Annotated in this window: 11 protein-coding genes; 3 read left to right on the top strand and 8 right to left on the bottom strand. The window is 50.9% G+C overall.

Going from position 1 to position 20779, the window contains the following annotated elements; genetic code table 11:
- Positions 1–15: 15 nt before the first annotated feature.
- Positions 16–762, bottom strand: coding sequence for a DeoR/GlpR family DNA-binding transcription regulator (locus tag CCY01nite_RS14860; protein ID WP_146863126.1), 747 nt, complete (start codon positions 760–762; stop codon positions 16–18).
- Between the two features lie 90 nt (positions 763–852).
- On the bottom strand, positions 853–1209 hold the full coding sequence (locus CCY01nite_RS14855) for a nuclear transport factor 2 family protein (RefSeq protein WP_146863123.1): 357 nt from the start codon (positions 1207–1209) through the stop codon (positions 853–855).
- 136 nt (positions 1210–1345) lie between these two features.
- On the opposite strand from CCY01nite_RS14855, the gene CCY01nite_RS14850 reads away from it, so the two are divergent.
- From CCY01nite_RS14850 to CCY01nite_RS14840, 3 genes are all read left to right on the top strand, one after another.
- Entirely contained in the window at positions 1346–3859 is a 2514-nt protein-coding gene (locus CCY01nite_RS14850) for a phosphocholine-specific phospholipase C (RefSeq protein ID WP_307726082.1), read from the top strand.
- A 778-nt stretch (positions 3860–4637) separates the two neighbouring features.
- A complete protein-coding gene (locus CCY01nite_RS14845) occupies positions 4638–7628 on the top strand; it encodes a SusC/RagA family TonB-linked outer membrane protein (protein WP_146863120.1) in 2991 nt (996 codons plus the stop codon).
- Positions 7629–7648: 20 nt separating this feature from the next.
- Complete coding sequence (locus tag CCY01nite_RS14840) at positions 7649–9094, top strand: RagB/SusD family nutrient uptake outer membrane protein (protein ID WP_146863117.1); 1446 nt, start codon at positions 7649–7651, stop codon at positions 9092–9094.
- 97 nt (positions 9095–9191) lie between these two features.
- On the opposite strand, the gene CCY01nite_RS14835 is transcribed toward CCY01nite_RS14840, so the two are convergent.
- From CCY01nite_RS14835 to CCY01nite_RS14810, 6 genes are all read right to left on the bottom strand, one after another.
- Positions 9192–10400, bottom strand: a complete 1209-nt coding sequence (locus CCY01nite_RS14835) for a M12 family metallopeptidase (protein ID WP_146863114.1) — start codon at positions 10398–10400, stop codon at positions 9192–9194.
- Positions 10401–10554: 154 nt separating this feature from the next.
- Entirely contained in the window at positions 10555–12984 is a 2430-nt protein-coding gene (locus CCY01nite_RS14830; RefSeq protein ID WP_146863111.1) for an outer membrane beta-barrel protein, read from the bottom strand.
- Positions 12985–13269: 285 nt separating this feature from the next.
- Complete coding sequence (locus CCY01nite_RS14825; RefSeq protein WP_146863108.1) at positions 13270–14253, bottom strand: discoidin domain-containing protein; 984 nt, start codon at positions 14251–14253, stop codon at positions 13270–13272.
- A gap of 21 nt (positions 14254–14274) precedes the next feature.
- Positions 14275–15954 carry a RagB/SusD family nutrient uptake outer membrane protein gene (locus CCY01nite_RS14820; RefSeq protein ID WP_146863105.1) on the bottom strand — a complete coding sequence of 560 codons (1680 nt, stop codon included), beginning with the start codon at positions 15952–15954 and terminating at the stop codon, positions 14275–14277.
- Between the two features lie 26 nt (positions 15955–15980).
- Positions 15981–19361, bottom strand: coding sequence for a TonB-dependent receptor (locus CCY01nite_RS14815; protein WP_186831067.1), 3381 nt, complete (start codon positions 19359–19361; stop codon positions 15981–15983).
- A gap of 286 nt (positions 19362–19647) precedes the next feature.
- Complete coding sequence (locus CCY01nite_RS14810; protein ID WP_186831066.1) at positions 19648–20682, bottom strand: FecR domain-containing protein; 1035 nt, start codon at positions 20680–20682, stop codon at positions 19648–19650.
- Positions 20683–20779: the final 97 nt, after the last annotated feature.

The raw sequence follows: 20779 nt of genomic DNA, 5'->3' as shown, positions 1-20779 counted from the left end.
TGATGAATTATTCCGTTATAAAATTCCGATACCCGTTTCCTGGTAGGGCTTCAGCAGGAGATCGTCCGGGTCCAGCTCGGTGACCAGCGTGCTGATGCGGGTAATATCGCAGACCTTGATCCTTTGCGCGGTGTTCAGCTTTTCCGTGATAGCGAGTGAAACCACCTGGTCGGAAGATTCTATCATGGCTTTTTTCACTTCCACTACCTCCCAGTCATTATCGGTAATGCCATGCTGCAGATCGATGGCATTCGTTCCCAAAAAGCAAAGATCGGCCTTGATCCCCTTGATCCTCGACACTACGCTGCCGCCAACGGAGATCTGCGAGCTGCGGGAAATCCGGTCGCCAAGAAAGATCACTTCAATGTTCGGATGGTGAATGTATTCATACGCAGCCGGTAAGCTGACGGTGATAAACGTGGCGGATAATTCGGGTGGCAGCGCTTTGGCGAGCTCAATGATCGTAGTGCCGCCGGTCGTAAGCACGAACATGCCGTCCTTAATAAGACGGCATGCTTTCATGGCAATATGCTTTTTGCTGTTCAGCGCATATACGTTGTCTGATGCGATGGAAAGATGGAAGGACCGGGAGAGCGCCCCTCCATGTACTTTGATCAGCTTGCCCTGCTCCGCCATTTCGTTCAGGTCGCGGCGGATGGTATCTTCCGATACGTCCATTTGCTGGCTCAGGTCTACCGATAATACTTTGTTATGCAAATTTACCTGTCGCAGGATAAATGATTGCCGCTCCTTTTTCAACATTACTGCAGATTTTGGTTCTCCAATTTACAGCAATATTTTTGAGAAAACCGCAAAAAAATGCACATTTCGGTGCTCAATCCTGCAAAAACATCAGTTATAGTGCCCCATCGCCTGGTAAACTTTTCCGTTTTCATTGAAGAAGAACAGCTCCGCCGCTTTCTTTCCGGCGATGCTGGTGTAGTAGATGATAACAGTATCCACGCAGGAAAGTACTTCTATCAATCCGAAATGCAGATCGGGGTATTTTTTCATGGCTTGCTGCCAGTAATCCCTGACCTTGTCTTTCCCTTTCAGGGTGCCGGTGGCGCTCAATCCCATCTGCATCATCACGGGACTGCTCATTTCAAAATCTTCGGTGTAATGGGCAAGTACCTTTTCAAGGTCGTGGTCATTCCATGCGCTGACCCATTCAGCTGCAAATTGCAGGGCTTGTTCTCTGGTGATCATTTTTTTTGTGGTAAAGGTAAGGGATGGGAATGGTCAAAATACGAACTTTAAGCGTTCTTACCAGCCGTCATTTTTTTCTCCCACCGCATGCATATTTTATTATTTTGGCTGGATAATCTGATAAGCACTATTCGTTATGATGGACTCAAGACGTGATTTCCTCCGGAAATCCATGCTACTTTCCGGCGCTGCCGGCTTCTCTACTATTATCCCCGCATCGATCCAGCGTGCGCTGGCCATCGACCCGCAACCCGGTACCACTTTCCTCGATGCAGAACACGTAGTGATCCTCATGCAGGAGAACCGTTCTTTCGATCATTGCTTCGGTACCCTGCAGGGCGTCCGCGGGTTCAACGATCCCAGGGCCGTGTCGCTGCCGGACCAAAAACCGGTCTGGCTGCAAACCAACGAACGCGGCGAAACTTACGCGCCTTTCCGGCTGGACATCAAAGACACCAAGGTCACCTGGATGGGCTCGCTGCCACACTCCCGCGCCAGCCAGGTAGATGCAAATAACGAAGGCAAATACGACCAGTGGCTGATCGCCAAACGGTCCGGCAACAAGCAATACGCCGCCATGCCGCTGACGCTGGGGTATTACAGCCGCGAGGACCTGCCCTTTAACTACGCAATGGCGGACGCTTTCACCGTATGCGATCAGAACTTCTGCTCGGCCATGACCAGCACCACGCCGAACCGTTCCTTTTTCTGGACGGGAAGGATCGTGAACGAAGAAGACGGCACGCCAAAGGCCAATATCCGTAATAGCGATTTCAGCTACGGCAAGCTGGACTGGGGCACCTTCCCCGAACTGCTGGAACAGAACGGCATCGCCTGGAAATTCTATCAGAACGAGATCAGCTGCGGCGGCGGTTTCAAAGGCGAAGAAAGATCATGGCTGGCCAACTTCGGCTGCAACCTGCTGGAATTTTTCGCGCCCTACAATGTGAAATTCACACCCAAGTACGTACAAAGCCTGCAAAAGCTGGTGGATACATTGCCGGACGAGATCAACAAGCTCCAGGAAGAAAGCCCTTCTTCCGACGATGCCGCCAAAAAGATAAAAGCCGCCATCACAAAAAAACAGGAGGTGCTGGACAACGCGCAGGCCGAACTAAAAAAATGGAATAAAGAACAGTTCAACCGGCTGTCAGATAAAGAAAAAAGCCTCCACCACCGCGCCTTCACCGTCAACTCCGGCGATCCTTCCTACCGCTCCGTTACACAGTTGAAGTACGAGGACGGTGGTCAGCAACGCGAGGTGACCATTCCGGAAGGAGATATATTATTCCAGTTCAGGAAAGATGTGAACGAAGGCAAGCTGCCCACCGTTTCCTGGCTGGCCGGCCCGCAAAATTTTTCCGATCACCCCAGCGCGCCCTGGTACGGCGCATGGTATGTTTCCGAGGTGCTGGACATCCTCACCAAAAATCCGGAAGTATGGAAGAAGACCATCTTCATCGTCACTTACGATGAGAACGACGGATATTACGATCACATACCACCCTTCTCTATTCCGGACAACAACAAGCCGGGAACCGGCAAATGCTCCGCGGGCATCGAAACGGAAGTGGAACATGTGCGGCTGGCACACGAACTGAAGCAGGGCGTAACGCGCAAGCAGGCGCGGGAAGCGCCGGTCGGGCTGGGATTCCGTGTGCCGATGCTCATTGCATCACCCTGGAGCCGTGGCGGTAAAGTATGCTCGCAGGTATTTGAACATACGTCCACTCTTCAGTTCCTCGAAACTTTTGTCAACCAGAAATTCGGGAAGAACATCCACCTGGAAAACATCAGCGCATGGCGCCGCACCATCAGCGGCGATCTCACATCCGCGTTCAGCCCGTTTGACGGCGCCCGCCCGAAAGCCCTTCCCTTCCTCGAAAGAGAGCAGTTCGTGAAGGATATTTATAATGCAAAGTTCAAGGAAGCGCCCTCCGGCTTCAAGAAATTATCCGCGCAAGACATCGCCCGCGCAACGGCCGAAGGCATCACCGGCCACCAGGAAAAAGGCATACGTCCTTCTCCCGCGTTGCCTTACGAGCTATACGCGGATGGCCACTGGGACGCGGCGCAAAAGAGCTTCCGCATCCGGATGGCCGCCGGCAACAAGGTGTTCGGCAAAAGGTCCGCCGGTTCACCGTTTACAGTGTACGCTCCCGGCAAGTTTGCTGAAAAGGGCAAAACGGAGATCTGCAGGAACTGGTCTTTCGCCGTGATAGCCGGCGATGAGCTGAGCTACACCTGGCCCGGCAAAGCATTTGAAAATGGCGGTTACCATCTCCGGTTACATGGCCCCAATGGCTTCTACCGCGAGTTCAAAGGGAACAGTAAAGATCCCGCGCTGGACGTACGCTGTGAATACGCGGCAGACCGCTCCGCAGCCAGTCTGCGGCTCCGGCTGGTTAACAAGGGAAACACACCGTTGTCGCTCACTATAAAAGACAACGCCTATGGTCAGCGGTCCGTTTCCCGCACCCTGGCCGCCGGGCAGCAGGAAGAAGTGGTGCTGCCGGTGGGTAAAAGCTTCGGCTGGTATGATCTGAGCCTACAGGTGAACGGCGCTGCGGGTTTTGAGCAACGGTTCGCCGGGCGCGTGGAAACTGGGAAAGAGAGCTTTACGGATCCTTATATGGGTGGAATGTCTTAAAAGTCTTCTGAAATTTACCTTTTTGGCCGGCCCTCCTTTGACAGGGGGGCCGGCCTTTTTATATAGTGGATATGGCCCTTGGATAGCGATCCAGGCTGGATAAACCTTCGTCAAATAAGAGGTAAAACATAGGTAAGCTATAGATAAGCCGTATTTTATTGGGATGTCTTATTTATGAGTTGCATAAGGGTTATATATGGCTTATATATGGGTTATCCCACAGAGACCGCTATGGGAGAGGGTTTGCAGGGATAATCCTGAAATAGCTTTACATGGAAGCCTGAATAATCTCAATACCGGCTTATTTTAGGGAGGTGGATGGCTCTTTTTTTCATGTTTGTTAATGCCCCGATAATTCTGCTGCCTTTTGATGGTTTTAATAAATTTTCGTAATTTGTATACAAATAAATTACCCGTATAAACCAAAATCTATAACAAATACCAATTTCACCAGATTTAAGTAAACGTCAATTTTTGTTGTGTTGGACCTGAAATGAAAAACAAAATCTAATCGATGAAGTGAATGCTTATGAACGCATTGCTACTAATGCCTGTATACCTGTGAGTTGTTGAGGCAGCCTCTAAACCACGGCACGTTAGCTTATGATTCAGGGTATTAGTATTAAATGTTCCGTTATCCCGCGTACCACAACACAACCCGTTACTTCAGATCCTTTTCATTAATAACATGATGTAGACATCCCATTCTTATAACCAAGATCTTTCCCGGCTCCTGTGGTACAGGAGCGGAGATTTTAAATTAAACCCAATATCGATTATGAAAAAAGCTTTACTTATCGGGCTGCTCGTTGCAATCTGCACTACGATCACCTATGCCCAAAGCCGAAGAATTACGGGTCGCGTCACCGAAGCCGGCACCGGCGAGCCACTTGCCGGAGTGACCATCCAGATCAAAGGTACTTCTACAGGTACCGTTTCCGGTGAAAACGGAGTCTATGCATTGACTGCGCCGAATGACGCAGTGCTTATCTTTTCTTTCCTCGGTTATGTTACGATAGAGGAAACCGTTGGACAGCGGAGCAGTATTGATATCAGCCTGGCTATTGATGAGGCAAAATTGTCTGAAGTGGTGGTAGTGGGTTATGGTGAGCAGACGCAGCGGTATAAAACGCAGAACGTATCCGTCGTTGGTGAGGAAAATATCAAGAACGTGCCGGCGATCTCCCCGCAACAATTGTTACAGGGGCAGGCTGCTGGTGTGCAGATGACCAATTCCTCCGGTTTGCTCGGTAGTGCTGCGCAGATCAGAGTACGCGGGGCTTCTTCGATCACTGCAGGTGGTCAGCCACTTTTTGTGATAGATGGCGTGCCTATGAATGAAGGTGCTTACTCCACCGGACAAGGGGGATCTGCCCGTTTAAACCCGCTGCTTAACATCAATCCTAATGATATTGAAAACATGACTGTGCTGAAAGATGCCGCGGCCGTGGCAATCTATGGTTCAAGGGGGGCTAATGGCGTAGTGCTGATCACTACAAAGAAAGGCGCAGCAGGACAAAAGACACGGGTTAATTTTGACTATTTTACCGGCTGGTCAAAGCCAACGGGATTAATAGACATGATGGATGCCGAGCAGTTCAAAAATTATGTTAATGAATATAATGAAGCAAAAGGATTGCAGCCGGAAACGTTCCCTGATGGCGAGTTTGATTGGGTAGAGGGTGTATCAAGGACCGGGCGCGTTAACAATTACTCGATTTCTGCGGCAGGAGGTAATGAAAAGACCAAATTCTACTTTGGTGGAAATTACGCGAAAGAAACCGGCTTTACGGTTGGTAATGATCTCAAAAAGTTATCCGGCAGGTTGAACCTCGAACATAATATCAGTTCAAGAGTAAAATTTGGTGTTAATTTCAGTACTTCATATGTGGATATGGACAGGATTGGTGCAGAGAACAGTACTTATGCACCTCTAACATCCGCCTTCCTCTTCCTCCCCTTCATCCAGCCATTTGATGATGAAGGAAAATATGTAAATACAGGTTTTCCGCAGAACGTACTGGGTTTGGAAGCGCTCAACACCAATAAGTTTTATTCGAGCCGTTCTACTGGTAACGCATATGCAGAATTCAGGCTGATCGACAATCTGAAGTTCAAAACAGATTGGGGTATTGATCGGATACAGACTGAAGAAAAATACCGGGAAGTAGATCTGTTTACGCCCGGAGGAATCGGCTCCAGATTTATCATCCAGGATTTCAAATGGATGACCACAAACTCCCTTAACTACGACAAATCGTTTAATAATACACACTCGATCGGGTTGTTTGCGGCCCATAGCTTTGAAACGTCCAGGTTTGAGGATATCACCGTTGAAGGAGCAGGCTTTGCCAGTGACAAGCTGATCAACGTGATATCAGCATCCACTCCTCTTACCACTACTTCCGAAGGCACCGAATGGGCCCTGGAATCCTATATTTTCCGTGCTAACTACCGTTTTCGCGATAAGTATCTGTTGGAAGGTACTTTCAGAAGCGACGGATCTTCCAGATTTGATGCATCGAAGCGATATGGCAGCTTCTGGGCTGTATCCGGTGGCTGGATATTGACAGAAGAAGAATTCCTTCAAAGCGCTTCATGGCTCGACTTCCTCAAGCTGACTGCCAGCTATGGTACTTCCGGTAATAACGATGTAACCAACTTCCCTTACCCGGGTCTTTATCAGGGAGGTACGGAAGCTGACTATGGTGGGTCTTCTGGTTTGAGGCCGATTCAAACTCCAAACCCTGCCCTGACATGGGAAGAGACTGCCCAATTTGATATCGGTTTATCTACCGTTGTTATTGACAACAGGATCAAACTGGACGTTAACTTTTATCAGAAAAGAACACGAGCTCCCGGCCTGCTGGTCAGCATTCCAATGCCTTATACAACAGGTTTTGATATCGTAAGAAAGAACGTGGGCAAAATGGAGAACAGGGGTATTGAAATTGGGTTGAACACCACTAATATCCGTGCAAGAGATTTTGAATGGAACACGAGCATTAATATCAGCTTTGTAAAGAATAAAATGCTTGCATTGCCGGATGACAGCAAGGACGAAGATGGTAGATCGATAATACAGGCCACCAACGCCCAAAGAGCCATTCTTGGTCACTCCCTGAACAGCTTCTACCTCTATCGCTTTCATGGCATTAATCCGGAAACAGGTGATGCTGAATGGTTAACCAAAGATGGTAAGCCAACTACTACTCCGGGTAATGCGGACCGGGTGATTGCAGGTAATGCAGATCCGAAATTTTATGGAGGTTTCAATAATACTGTTACGTATAAAGGCTTTGACCTTGGGGTTAATTTTAACTTCATGTATGGAAATAAGGTACTGATCGATGGTTTAAGATTTACCGGAAACATGAACCCCGCCAGCGGCTTGAACAAAAGCACAGATTTGCTGGACTATTGGAAAAAACCAGGCGACAAGGCCTATGCCCCTTCCTTATCCAGCCCAACCACCAGCAGGTTCTCCAACCTGTCCACCTTACAGCTGCAGGATGGTTCTTACCTCCGCCTGAAAATGCTTACACTCGGCTATAGCCTGCCCAAAGACCTGATGTCTCGCACAAAACTCTTGTCCAACGCGAGAATATATGCGCTAGCACAAAATATCTGGACAATCAAGAACAAGGATTTCAGAGGAGCAGATCCTGAAGTTTCTGCCAATGGCGGCAGCAACCAGGTGGTTGGCGAATCCTTCTTTGCATTACCGCAGCCGAAAACAATAACAGTAGGCGTCAACCTTACTTTTTAAGACCCATAAATCAGACTTTTATGAATGCAACATATAGAATACTAACAATACTTTTCCTGCTCTTTGCCATAAGTACCGGATGTAAGAGCAGGCTGGACCTTCAGCCGGAGCAATCATTAACCGAAGAAGAAACATTCTCAAGCAAGTCTACAACCCTTAGTGCATTGCTGGGAGTTTACAGCCGTTGTCAACTGGTTGAAATATTCGGATCGCTTCCTCAAATTCTGGAGGATTATATGGCCGACAACGTTGAATTCCGTGGAACGTTCCCTACTTTACAGCAATACTACCTCTATGAAGGTACCTCTGACAACTCCAGTTCAAGGGATATCTGGCGGTACAGCTATGAAGTGATCCTCGCTACCAATAAAGTAATCGCACGTGTACCTGAAGTGAATGATCCGACTTTCTCAGACCAGGAAAAAGCACAGTATATTGCCGAAGCCAAGTTTCTACGGGCATATGTCTACTTCCAGATAGTTAACCTGTTTGCACACCCCTGGCAGATCTCCCAAGGCAGCAACCCCGGTGTACCGCTTATTACTGCCGATTTCAATGGAGATATAGAATATCCCGGCAGATCAACAGTTCTGGCCGTACATGCGCAGATTCAGAAAGACCTCGAAGAAGCGCTTCCTGATTTGCTGAATGATTTCAACCCTAACGCTGCATTCACCAGGGGACGCGCGACTAAAGGCGCCGCTAACGCCTTACTTTCCCGTTTCCATCTTTACAGGGGAGAGTGGACCCAGGCCGCAGATTATGCAGATGATGTGCTTTCCAATACAGCATTGTATGACCTGGCACCGAACTACGGTTTCTATGATGGTAATACAGCAGAGGATGTTTTCACTATTCAGAACACCCCTACCGACAACGGCGCCACCAGTGCCGGTGGATGGGCCAGTTATTACAACCCGACCGAAACAAGTGGCCGGGGCGACTGTCCATTTTCCGCAAGCCTGATCGCGGCATTTGAAGAAGAACCGGATGATAAACGTTTCCTTCTTAGCACAATGGGAAGTTCAGTTGGTGGTGTCCAACGCAGGTTCACAACCAAGTACCCGGACGCTTCAACCAATGCAGACAATGCGCCCATGATCCGTGTTACAGAAATGTACCTCAACAGGGCGGAAGCGTTGGCTCAACGCGATGGTATTAATATAACATCAATTAACCTGATGAACGAGCTCAGAGGAAGAGCGGGATTAGGGAACTGGACACTTGCCACTTTCCTTACCAAGCAGGCCTTCATCGATGCTATTCTGAACGAACGCCGAAAAGAGCTTTGCTTTGAAGGTCATCGAAGAATGGACCTGTTGCGGAATGGGAAGCCGCTTCGCACGACAGGGCCAACCGCTCCCATATCTAATCCCGGAGATGATTTTACAATATTGCCCATTCCGCAAAGAGAGATAGATGTGAACGCCGGCCTTGCCGGTCAGCAAAATAGCGGATATGAGTGATTGAATAAACCGAAATGTTACTAAGAGGGGCCGGTAAACGTAAAATTATACTTTGCCGGCCCCTCCTTCTTTTACCTAACGGACAGTTCAGCTTATTTTAGTATACAAGCGGGTTAAACCCGAATATTACATTGCTCTCGGAAATCTGGCCTCCTTCAAATGTCGCTTCACTAAATGCGGTACCGCAAAAATATTCATCCTGTCCCGGCTGCATCGTTATTTCCGTGATAGTCGAATATGGCGGTATCCCCGTTCGATACCAATCCATTGAGACCTTAAAGATAATTGGTATGGTCAGGGTGGCCGGTATAGTCATCGCGGCATTCGCGTAAGCCCTGATATGTACATCATAAGAATCCCGCCAGCCATTTTGTATCGGTATCTGATATTGATAGTTCGAAGTCTCCAGACGCATAAACGGCCGGTTGTACATGTTGTTATAGGTTTGTATATCTCCGGGAGACAATCCGACTCTTTGTGCATTGAATGTGCTTCCATCCAATCTTGTGATCGTCCATAATCCCGGGGCAGTTTGAAAAAAATCAGACCCATACATCATTACAGAACCAAAGTCCAGTGTCCCTATTTCAAATCCTCCAAGCCCAAGTTCAGTATACTTATAGAAATTAGTTACGCTGCTAGGCTGTATATTGTTATAATGCACTGTGATATAGCTATCCCTATCCTTTCTCATATGTTCATGATAGAATCCGATGGCATGTCCTATTTCATGAATAACATTCCCCATGGTGCAATTTGGATGCAAATTTATCTCCTGCCTTCCTCCTGTCATACCATAGTTGGAGAAACATCCAGTACCGGTGACAAATTCGATAAAATTCGCTTGAGTTGTCCTTTGCACAAACTGGAGATTGGTCACACTCTCCCAATGAGCAATCGCATCAGTAACCCTTGACTGATTAGCCAGTCCTGGATTTATTGTAAAAAAAACCGTTCTATCCGGCCAAAGTTGAGCGATTGAGTTTACTCCAGTTCTTCCACCAGGATCAGTTTCGCCTTTCAAACGGGCCACCTGTTCTGCTGTCAAAATAATGTCTCCTCCCAGAATATACTTATCTCCTTTTTTGATCAACTCAAATGTAACATTCTTCATTTTATTGGTAAAGGATACTACTTCACCAGGTATATCTTTGTATGCTATTTCATTTTCACAACCACAACTTTGGTCCGGGGATGATGCTATCGGAGGTTCAGAACTATTACTCTTCTTACATGCTGTAAAAGTGCTTACAAGTCCTGCCATTGCAACCAGGACGAATACGGGTACTTTGGATAATGTTTTCATGGTATTAGATTTTGGGTTAAAAAAAATGAGGCAAACGGGTTCTAAAGCGGTTAACTACGACTAGTGGGTAAAAGATATAAATATTACAACGATAACAGTAATATACTGTTTTTTTTTAGAAAATGAACGCATAAAATACCATCACGGCACCCCGTCAATTCCCCGCCCGCCGCGATTCCTCCTCACTCCCCGTCCTCCTTTCCTTCGCCTCTATCTTGTTATTCCCGAACCGGTAACTGAAAGAAACGTTCACCGTTCTGTTCTGCCAGCGGTTATTCACGCTGAGGTAAATATCATTGTATTCCGCCACGCCCTGGAAGCGCGCGGACGCGAAAATATCGTTCACGTTCACCTTGATCGTGCCCTTCTTTTTTAATATTGATTTTTGCACACCGAAATTCATGCTCCACATTGCTTTGGAACGCCAGATGCCGTATACGTTCGGCGCTTCGTACCAGCCGCTCAGCTCCAGCTTATAATCGCGGGGCAGGATAAATGTGTTCGTGCTGTTGAAGTTCCAGGCCAGCTGCTCCGTAGAGAAGTCCTGCACGGTATCTTTTATCTGGTACTGGTTGTAGTAAACAGAAAAGTTTGTACTGGTGTTCCACCATTTTACCACGTCGAAAGGAAGGGTAAAATTGATGGAATAAGTGGTTTGACGGCCCAGGTTCTTGTTGGTGCTGATCGTTGCATTCGTTTTTTCATCGGCCAGCAGGTATTCGTCGTATACATCATTGGTGCGGCTGTAGCCCAGCGTGGCCATAAACTTCTGTTTGAGCATGTAGGTCAGCTCCGTGTTGTGCGTGTACTCCGGCGTCAGGTAGGAGTTGCCGCGGAAGAAGGTGTATTTGTCGAGAAAGAACAGGAAAGGATTGAGCTGCCCGTATCCCGGGCGGTTGATGCGTTTGCTGTAGGCCAGTGAAAGCTTGTGATCGTCTGTGAAGCGGTGGTCTACGGTGAGGTTGGGAAAGTAATCGAGATAGCGGCGTTCTACTTTTGTTTTCAGGGATACCGAGTTGGCGTTCGAGATGGTTTGTTCCAGGCGCAGTCCCAGTACGAAATCTGTTTTTTTGAATTGCTGTTTGTAGGTAGCATAAGCGGCGAGCACGTTTTCATCGTAGATGAATTCATCGTACTGCGACGGCACGGGCACATATACACCGTTCTTCAGCGAATCATATTGCATGTGATTTTCGGTATTCACGAAGCTGGCCTTCACGCCCGCTTCCAGGCGCATGGACTTGTTCAGTACTTTCACCAGATCGCCTTTGATGCTTTTGATGGTGATGTAGGTATATGGCAGCGTTCTGAGGGCGTTGCTTTGCTTCACCACGTTGCTGTGCACGTCCACCACGCTGTCCTGCAGCGCGGTGCTCATGCGGTTGTTGAACCGGGCGTAGTCTGCATCCATCGTGAACTCGGAGCCGCTGGTATCTATCTTGAATTTATAATTGAGGTTGACGGACACATTGGAAAAACGGTTGTTGGAGTTGATGCCGGTATGGAGGACCGAATCGGTGCTGCCGCCTTTGTTGGCGATCTCTGTGGCGCTTGGCGCTTTCCGCCAGAATGCGTTATGGTATCCGCTGACCATCACACCGACGGTTTGTTTTTCCGTCAGGTTATAGTCGATGCCGGCTTTGTATGACCTGTTGAGGAAGTCATTGGTCTGGTATACTTCCTGGCGGAACTGCAATGGCACGGCGCCGCCGGTCCGCCTGTGCAGCAGGCGGGTGTTGAAGCTCTGGCGGTCGCCGAAGTTGAGGTTGCCGAATACGTTCAGCTTCTTCGTGCGCCAGTTGAGGTTGAGGCCGGTATTGTAAAACCAGTATCGTCCTGCTCCGGTGCTGGCATTGATCGTACCGTTAAAGCCTGTCAGCTGTCCTTTTTTTGTTTTGATGTTGATCATGCCGGATGTGCCGGCGGCGTCGTACTTGGCGCTTGGGCTGGTGATGATCTCTATCTGGGAGATGGTTTCGGCAGGCATGCTTTTCAGCAGTTCTGCCAGCGCTTCATTGGAAAGATAAGTGATCTTGCCGTCCAGCATCACGGTAACGCCCTGTTTGCCTTTGATGGAGAGGTTTTCGTCCTTATCCACCGTAACGCCCGGCGCGCGGCGCAGTAGGTCCATGGCTGTATTGCCTGCGGCGGCTACGCTGCTTTCCACGTTCAGTATCGTTTTGCCTTCGCTTCTTTCGATAAATGGTTTTTGTGCTACTACGTCTACTGCTTTCAGGTCGCGCGAAACGGCTGTCAGCTTCAATGGTTCCAGGCGCACCTGCGGATGGGCGGCGGTGATCCGGAATACCGGGCTTCGTTGTTCGGCGTAGCCGAGTTGTGTGGCATGAACAAAATAAGAACCTTCGGGAATGCCTTCGAAAGCGCAATTACCACCGGCATCGCTCATCTGGCCTTTCACCACAGCGCTGTCCACCGCCTTGCGTACAGCTACGCTGGCGTAAGGGAGCGCGCTGCCTGCGGCATCCGTGATCCTTATCAATACTTTGCCTTTGGGCGCCTGCTGTGCGAATAGTGCCGTTACGGCGCACAATAGCAGGCATCCGGACAGGATGAATCTGTTCATACCAGGTTTTTGATTTTTGTTTCCCGCGTGGTGTTGCCCAGGGGTGTTCCGGCAACAGCGGCCAATTTATCAAGCAGGGTCAGTAAGCGGGGAGCATGCCATAAGCCAACAGGCGCCCCTGTATCCACACCTTACATTATAGACGGCTAAGGTGAGAAAAAGTTGCAGCATAAAAAGAGATTTTCGGTTGAATGGGAGAAATTGAGGGGTAGAAGGCGACGGCGCGTGAGCAAAAAAGGGGCCGCAAAAATCGCGGCCCCTTTCCTCCATTTATCCGTCAATGCATCAGAATGCGCTGATCTCGGCAAAGAAAGTGATATTGGTATTGCCATGCGTGGCGGTGACGGTCACCCGGAAATACCGGGCGGTAAACGCCTGTGCGAAGAACACCGGCTGCCGGGCGTTGATGGCCTCCAGCTCATAGGTGCCGGCGGACTGCCAGGTGGTGCCGTTGGTGCTCACTTCTACGTTCACCGTCTTCGGCGCACCGTTAGGCGCGTTCTGGCGGGCGGTCAGGTAGAGGCCGGAAAGGCTGTGCTCGCTTTGCATGTCTACGGCAATATGATGCGGCAGGGGCGGTTCTCCCCCATCCCACTGCGTATGCCAGAAAGTACCCAATACGCCATCGAGTGCAAAGATGGCGCGGCCATTGTTGGGGCCTTCGCCGCTCGCTTCTTCCGAATCCACATCAAAAATCGTCCAGTTGCTGCGGTCGATCTCCGCGAATACGGGCGGTGTTACCTTCACCACGAAATAGGTGTAAGCCATCGCTGCATTGAGCGTATAGCCATCCGCCGCGGTGATCTCCACCGGGATCATGTAGGCATGTCCTTCTTCAATCAGCCTTGCATTAATACCGAACGAAATATCCTCGCTCACATTGGTGCCTTTGCGGATCACGGACTGCGTAGTGCCGAAGCTGAAAATGTGTTCGGGTATCTTTTCGAAAGCCGGTTGTCCGGCATTGGTGCGGGCGTCGTTGATCGAATCCCACTTTGTATAATCTACAGCGAATGTAACGTTGATGTCGCGCGGCGCGGATACATAGCCGGAGCCGGCGAAGAAGGCGTTCACATCAAAGGTATATGTGGAATCCTCCTGCGATGGCGCCCTGCGGTTGACCGTGATGTCCTGGAAAGCGCCGTTCACGGCTTGCGACATATAGACGCGCACGTCCGCGTCATTCTTGCTGAAAGCGGTATCTTTTTTACAGGCCGCCCCGGCGGAAATGATCCCGGCGAAAAGCGTATATAGGAATATTCTCTTCATGTTTTAAATATTAAGTGTTCATTACCATCCCATGTTCTGCGGCAGCAGGGCGGGATTCAGCGTCAGTTCGTTGATCGGCACCGGGTAGAGGTACATTTTGTCGTGCCAGGTGCGGTTGGTGATGTTGGGATATACCCGGATGTAAAAATTGGCGTCTACTTGTACGTTGCTCACCTGGCCGGAGGGGTACTGCGCGCGCAGCGCGGGCGTGAGCTTCATGCCCAGGATGGTTTCCGCATTATTGATGAGCGCGCCGGCTTTCCAGCGCAGCAGGTCATCGAACCGGAAGCCTTCGCCCACCAGCTCTATCCTTCTTTCCCGGCGGATCTCGTCCAGCAGCACGGGTAAGGTGGGGAAATCGGAATCCGGGTCTTTCACCAGCGATGCGATCACCATGTCGGCCATGCCTACCCGTTCGCGGATCTTGTTGATGGTCTTGTCGATCACCGCCTGGTCCGCTTCACCGAGTTCCGCTTTGGCTTCCGCGTGGATGAGCAGTGTTTCGGCGTAACGGAAGATGAACAGGTCGAGCGTGGACTGATTGGCGTTCCATTGCGCGGGGTCGGGACTGTAGTTCTTCACGCCTGCGTAACCCGTTACCACGCCGGGGATGCGGGGAAGGGTCATTTCATCGCGGGTGCCGTTGGCGTTGTTGGTGAAGGAGAAGCCGCGGGTGGCGATGATCTGGCGGAAGCGGGGGTCGCGGTCGATCATTTCATCGTCCAGCGTTTCGTCGCCCTGGTAGAGGGGGCTGAGTGCTGTGGGTACGCCGTTCTTATCGAGGAAGGAGCGCACGAAGTTCTTGGTGAGTGCGGGCCATACGTCGGAGATCTGGCGCGTGAGGTTGTGCATGCTCACGTCCTTGATGTATCTCCGGGCGAGGATCGATTCAGTGTTGCCGCGCAGTTCTTCCTGGATGAACAGGTTGTAGTAGTCCCTGTCGGGGTTGCCGGTTTTGTAAATGCCGTAGCGCCCGCTGATGATCAGCTCGTCGGAAGCGGTGACGGCTTCCCGCAGCCAGGGTTCGTGATCGCCCAGCGCATGATACTTACGGAAGGTGCCTTCCCAAAGGCATATCCTGGCTTTCAAAGCATTGACTACATCCACCGTGATCCTGCCGGCGAATTGCGCGTTGCTGGCTTCCGCCGCATTGGATACCGCGAAATTCAGATCAACGAGCACGGAATCCATCACCTGCTTGTGCGGCAAACGCGCGCCGTAAAGAATGGCGGTGGAGGTATCCGCGAGATCAGTAGATAACCAGGGAACGGCGCCAAAGCGTTTTACTTTTTCCCAATAGAACAACGCCCGGAAGAAATGTGCTTCGGCAGCGTAATGGCTTTTCAATGTGGCGTCCATTTCCGCGCGCTGGTAGCGGTTCAGAAAATAGTTCACATTGCGGATGTTGGACCATCCGGTATAATTCCAGTTATCGTCTGTAGCGGGTACCACATATTCACCGGCCAGGAATACATCGCGGGAGCCCGGTGCGAAATTGTCAGAATTACCTTCGCTGTTGCCGCGCTGCACGGGCAATGCATCATAGAAATAATTGAGAAAGAGCTTCAGGTCGTTCTCGTTCTTAAAATAAGTGGGTTCGCTGATAGCGTCCTGCGGGAACCTGTCCAGGAAATCTTCCTTTTTACAGGCGCTTATCAGCAGGATCAGCGCAAATATATATACAACGTGTATCGTCCTCATGATAGTCGAATTTGAAATGAACAGAATTATAAACCTACCTGCAAGCCAAAAGCAAAAGAGCGGCTTAACGGATAGGTTTGCACACCCAGCAGCTCGGGATCAAACGCTTTGTGCAGATCGGTGATAACGAACAGGTTTTGTCCGGTTACATACACCCTCGCCCGGCTGACCTTCGCTTTCGACAGCAAAGACTGCGGCAGGGAATATCCGATCGTGGCCTGCTTCAGGCGTGCATAGGCGGCGTTCTGTTTGTATTTGGTCTGTGTTTGCTGGTTGTACCATGCGCCGATCTTGTTCACGGGATAATAAGCGTCCGGGTTCTCCGGCGTCCAGGTATCGAGGTGGTACTTCAGGGGCACGGACCATTCATCTACAAAACCCCAGAAATACGCGCCTCCCAGCCAGTAATCGCGCTTCGCCGTTCCCTGGAAGAAGATGGTAGCGTCAAAGCCCTTGTATTCCGCACCGAGGTTCAGGCCGAACTGGTAACGCGGCGTGGTGTTGCCGATCACGCGGCGGTCGCCGGGGTTGGACAAGGTATTATCGCCCGGAGAAATATTGCCATCACCGTTCAGATCCACATAACGGATATCTCCCGGCAGCCAGGCGCCGCCCCAGATACCGCGCTGCGAAGCGGACTTCGTCACTTCGTCGGCGGACTGGAAGTATCCGGCGGTAGTATATCCCCACACTTCGTTCAGCGTCTTGCCCAGGTAATAATCAGCCAGGATGCCGGTGGGATTGAGATCATACTTCGAGATCTTCGCCGTGTAGTCGGCCACATTCAAACCCACGTTATAGCTGAAACCGCTGGCGAGATTATCTCGCCAGGTGAGTGACAGCTCCCATCCGTCGGTTTTCAGATCGATGGAATTGCTTTGCGGCGGGTCTACACCGATAATGCCGGGCAATGCGGCGGAGCGCCAGAGCATGTCTTTCGTTTCTCTCGTGTATTTATCAAACGTCAGTCCCAGCCTGTTTTTCAGGAAAGTGGCGTCTATACCGATGTTCCGCGTGGTCACCTTTTCCCAGGTAAACTGCGGGTTCACCAGTGAAGGCGCGCTTACCGTGGGACTGGTCAGGTTGTCGTTGAACACGTAACCGCTTTGCCCTACCGGCATCGTAGCAATGTAGGGATAATTGGTGGTGGTCAGCTGGTTGCCGAGCGTACCGTAAGATCCCCTGATCTTGAGATCATTGATATAATCCGTGAGCGGCGCAAAGAATTTCTCCTGCGAAACGCGCCAGCCCGCGGATACGGAGGGCGCAAACAGGTAGCGGTTGCCCCGGCGGAAGCGCGATGTACCATCATACCGGCCATTCACTTCCAGCAGGTATTTATCCGCATAGATATAATTCAAACGGAAGAAAGAGCCGCTGACCGCCCATTCGCCCTGTGAGGCGGACAACAGCGGGTTCTTGTCGTTATTCGGAACGAGGCTCGGCATGGTGGGGTCGATGAGGTTGCGGGCCGTTACGCCGAAACTCCTGTTCTGCTTCAGCTCTTCGTTATAGCCGATCATCGCTTTCAGGTAGTGCTTGCTGGCGAACGTATTTTCGTATTCCGCGTAGGCATTCAGCGCGTAATAGCTGTCGCTGCTGTTGGTCTGATAAAGACGGCTGGGCGTTGTCCAGGGATAAGTGCCGAGCAGCACGCCATCCACACCATATTCATTGAATGCTTTATAATGCTGCGTTTTGTTGTAGAAATAACCGTTCCAGGTATAATCCGTAACGATGCGCACGTTCTTTACCGGCTTGATCACAAATCCGCCTGTCAGCCAGATATCATTGATGTCATATTTCTGGCGGCCGTTCAGCTTCATCAGCGCGATCATGTTCGTATAATTACCCTGGCCGGAAAAGTTGCCGTCCGGGTGCATTACAGGCATCAGCGGCGTAAGGTCGGTGGGGATGAATGACCATGTTTCGGAGGTTCCATCCACGAACTGCGTGCCGTTGGGCGTGTTCAACGTGGTGCGGTTCAGGCTTGCCTTGAAATTCAGGTCGAGCCAGTCCGTTGTTTTGTTCATCAGCCGCAGTGTGGCGTTGTAGCGGCGGTAATCCTGGTCGGCTTCTTTCAGCAGACCTTCCTGGTTGAAATATCCGAGGCTGGCGGCGTAGGTGGTCTTGCCTTCTCCGCCGGACAATGAAATATTATGTTGCTGCTGCGGTTGATAACCGGGATACAACACGTCGATCCAGTCCGTATTACCTACATAACGGTAGCGGCTGGGGCGGTCAGGATCAACGTACACCGGTGAATTGTTGGCAGGGTCTGCCTGGTATTTTGCCGCGAGGATGGAATCCTGATCGGTGTAGTTGTAACTGTTGCCGCCGGCCCTGCGCACGGCATCGCGGAACATGTTGATGTATTCGGAGCCGCCGAGGTATTCGGGCAGGCGTGTCGGGCGGGAGATGGTGTAGTTGCCGGAATAGCTGATGTTGATCTTGCCCGTTTTGCCGCTTTTGGTGGTGATCAGTATCACGCCGAAGGCGGCCCTGCCGCCGTATATAGCGGCGGAAGCGGCGTCTTTCAGTACGGTTACGCTTTCCACATCATCGGGGTTGATGAGGTTGGGGTCCATCACCACACCGTCTACCAGCACCAGCGGGCTGCCGGAAACGGGGCCCTCATCATTCAGGCTTGTGATACCCCGAAGGTTAAACGAAGCGCCCTGCCCTGGGGCGCCGTTCCCCATCGAAATATTCAAACCCGGCATCGTGCCCTGCAGGCCCTGCGCGAGGTTCACCAGCGGCCGGCTTTCCAGTGTTTTGGCGGAAACAGTACCCACCGCGCCGGTGAGGTTCGCGGCTTTCTGGGTGCCGTATCCCACCACCACTACTTCATTCAGCGCCGTGTTGTCCTCCTGCAGCACAATGGTGCCGGACACGGCGGAAGCTACCATTTCCCGCGTGGCAAAGCCGATATATTTAAAAACGATCACCGCCGAATCATTCTTCACATTGAGCGAGAAAACGCCTTCCTCATTGGTGGTGGTGCCGTTGGTCGTACCTTTTTCGAGCACGGTCACGCCCGGCAGCGGCTGCCCCGCGCTGCTCTGCACTTTTCCGCGCACTGCGGTCTGGTATACGGCCGATCTGGCGTAAGTGATCACTACCAGGTTGTCATCCACCTGCTTGTAACTAAGGCTGGTGTTTTTCAGCAGCTGGCTGACCGTTTCCGTCCAGGCCTTGTCCTTCACCGATACGTCTACCGGCGCTTCGCCCTGCAGCATTTCATCGTTATACACAAAATGGATGGAAGTCTGCCGCTCGATGGCCTTCAGCACTTTCTTCAGGGAAGTCTGTTTCAGGTTGAGCGAGACTGTTTCCTGCGCGTACCCGGACAGGGCAAAGGATTGTATGGAGCACATACAGATAATAATGGCAGTCAATTTCATCATGAGCAGGAGCTTGACAAGTGGAATGACAGGCGACCCGGGCCGCGGTGCCGGGGCTAGTCTCAATTTTTTCATACTTTTGGTGTTAGGTTGTGTAAAAATGGCTTCCCCTTCCCTTTACTACGGGGAAAGCCGTTACGTTTAGCATTACCGCAGGAACGGAGAATGCGTCAACATTCTCCTTCCTTTTGGCTGATTTTAGTTGATTGTTGCTTGTGTTGTTGTTCGATTCATGTGGTAACGTGAGATTAGTTTAGTTTAGCGAAATGTATATCAGTTGATCTCGTTGTCAGCGTACGTATACCGTGTCATTCTCCTGGCGGTACGTCAGTTTACCTGTTGCCTGTAATGTGCTCAATACCGTTGTGAGCGGCTTTTTCCCGAAAACGCCGGTGAAGCTGGCGCTGTAGAGGTGCTCATTTTCCACCACCACCGTTACGTTGTACCATTTCTCGATCTTGGAAGCTACTTTCCCGAAACCTTCCCCGTCAAATATCAGCTTCCCTTCTTTCCACGCCGCGTCTATCAGTGTGCTGTCAGACGGGTCTACGCGCATTTTGCTCAGCAGCAGCAACGGCGTGACGGCTGTATCCAGGCTGTCCGCCGTACGCCGTGTGGCGATGTAATCCGCATGGAGCCTGTTGTGCACGCTCAGCTTTTCGCCCGGTTTCAGCTGGATGGTGTTCCCCGGCTGGTCATCCAGCGTGATCGCTACGGAGCCGCTGACCAGGGTGGTTTCAATGTTGGATTCATCCGGGTAGGACCTGACGTTGAATACGGTGCCGAGGACTTTTACTTTCAGCCCTCCGGCCTGGATGATAAATGGCCTGTTCTCGTCTTCTGCTACCTTGAAATATGCTTCGCCGGTCAGTTTTACGCGGCGGTCCGACTGGTTGAAATTGTCGTCATACACGATCTTGCTGTTGGCGTTGAGCCACACTTCAGTACCGTCCGGCAGCGTCAGGTACGACTGTGATCCCTTGGGCGTTTTCACTTCGCGGCTGGCTGTCTCCGTTCGCTTTACGCTGCCGCCGGGCCAGAGCCACCATCCCGCCAATGCTGCTACTACCAATACGCTGGCGGCGATCAAAAGGCTGCTCCGGCGCCATCTGCTGCTTTGTGGTTCCTCCACCGGCGTTTCCTCGAAGAGCCCCGCGATCTGCATCCGGGTGTAATGCGCCGTATAGGCCAGCAAGGCGTCCGCATTATCATCCTCCTCCTCCACTGCCGGGAAGATCTCCCGGTATAATATCCGCAATTCCTCATCTTCATCGGCAAGCCGCTGCAATTCGGCCTTTTCCGGCTCGGTTGCGGTTCCCGACAAGACCTGGTGCACTAAATAATAAAAGCGTTGCTCCTGCATTTCACAAAGGGTGATTATAGGTAAGACAATATCCGGGGCATAATTCCCCAATCCATTT

The sequence above is a fragment of the Chitinophaga cymbidii genome (genome assembly GCF_007992715.1).
Lineage (GTDB): Bacteria > Bacteroidota > Bacteroidia > Chitinophagales > Chitinophagaceae > Chitinophaga > Chitinophaga cymbidii.
The sequence above is the reverse complement of the archived record's forward strand: the minus strand, read 5'-3'. Positions and strand labels throughout refer to the sequence as shown.

Coding starts and splice junctions, on each gene's coding strand:
- CCY01nite_RS14845 (WP_146863120.1), top strand. CDS start 4,638: ATGAAAAAAGCTTTACTTATCGGGCTGCTCGTTGCAATCTGCACTACG.
- CCY01nite_RS14830 (WP_146863111.1), bottom strand. CDS start 12,984: ATGAACAGATTCATCCTGTCCGGATGCCTGCTATTGTGCGCCGTAACG.
- CCY01nite_RS14815 (WP_186831067.1), bottom strand. CDS start 19,361: ATGATGAAATTGACTGCCATTATTATCTGTATGTGCTCCATACAATCC.
- CCY01nite_RS14825 (WP_146863108.1), bottom strand. CDS start 14,253: ATGAAGAGAATATTCCTATATACGCTTTTCGCCGGGATCATTTCCGCC.
- CCY01nite_RS14820 (WP_146863105.1), bottom strand. CDS start 15,954: ATGAGGACGATACACGTTGTATATATATTTGCGCTGATCCTGCTGATA.
- CCY01nite_RS14840 (WP_146863117.1), top strand. CDS start 7,649: ATGAATGCAACATATAGAATACTAACAATACTTTTCCTGCTCTTTGCC.
- CCY01nite_RS14860 (WP_146863126.1), bottom strand. CDS start 762: ATGTTGAAAAAGGAGCGGCAATCATTTATCCTGCGACAGGTAAATTTG.
- CCY01nite_RS14850 (WP_307726082.1), top strand. CDS start 1,346: ATGATGGACTCAAGACGTGATTTCCTCCGGAAATCCATGCTACTTTCC.
- CCY01nite_RS14855 (WP_146863123.1), bottom strand. CDS start 1,209: ATGATCACCAGAGAACAAGCCCTGCAATTTGCAGCTGAATGGGTCAGC.
- CCY01nite_RS14835 (WP_146863114.1), bottom strand. CDS start 10,400: ATGAAAACATTATCCAAAGTACCCGTATTCGTCCTGGTTGCAATGGCA.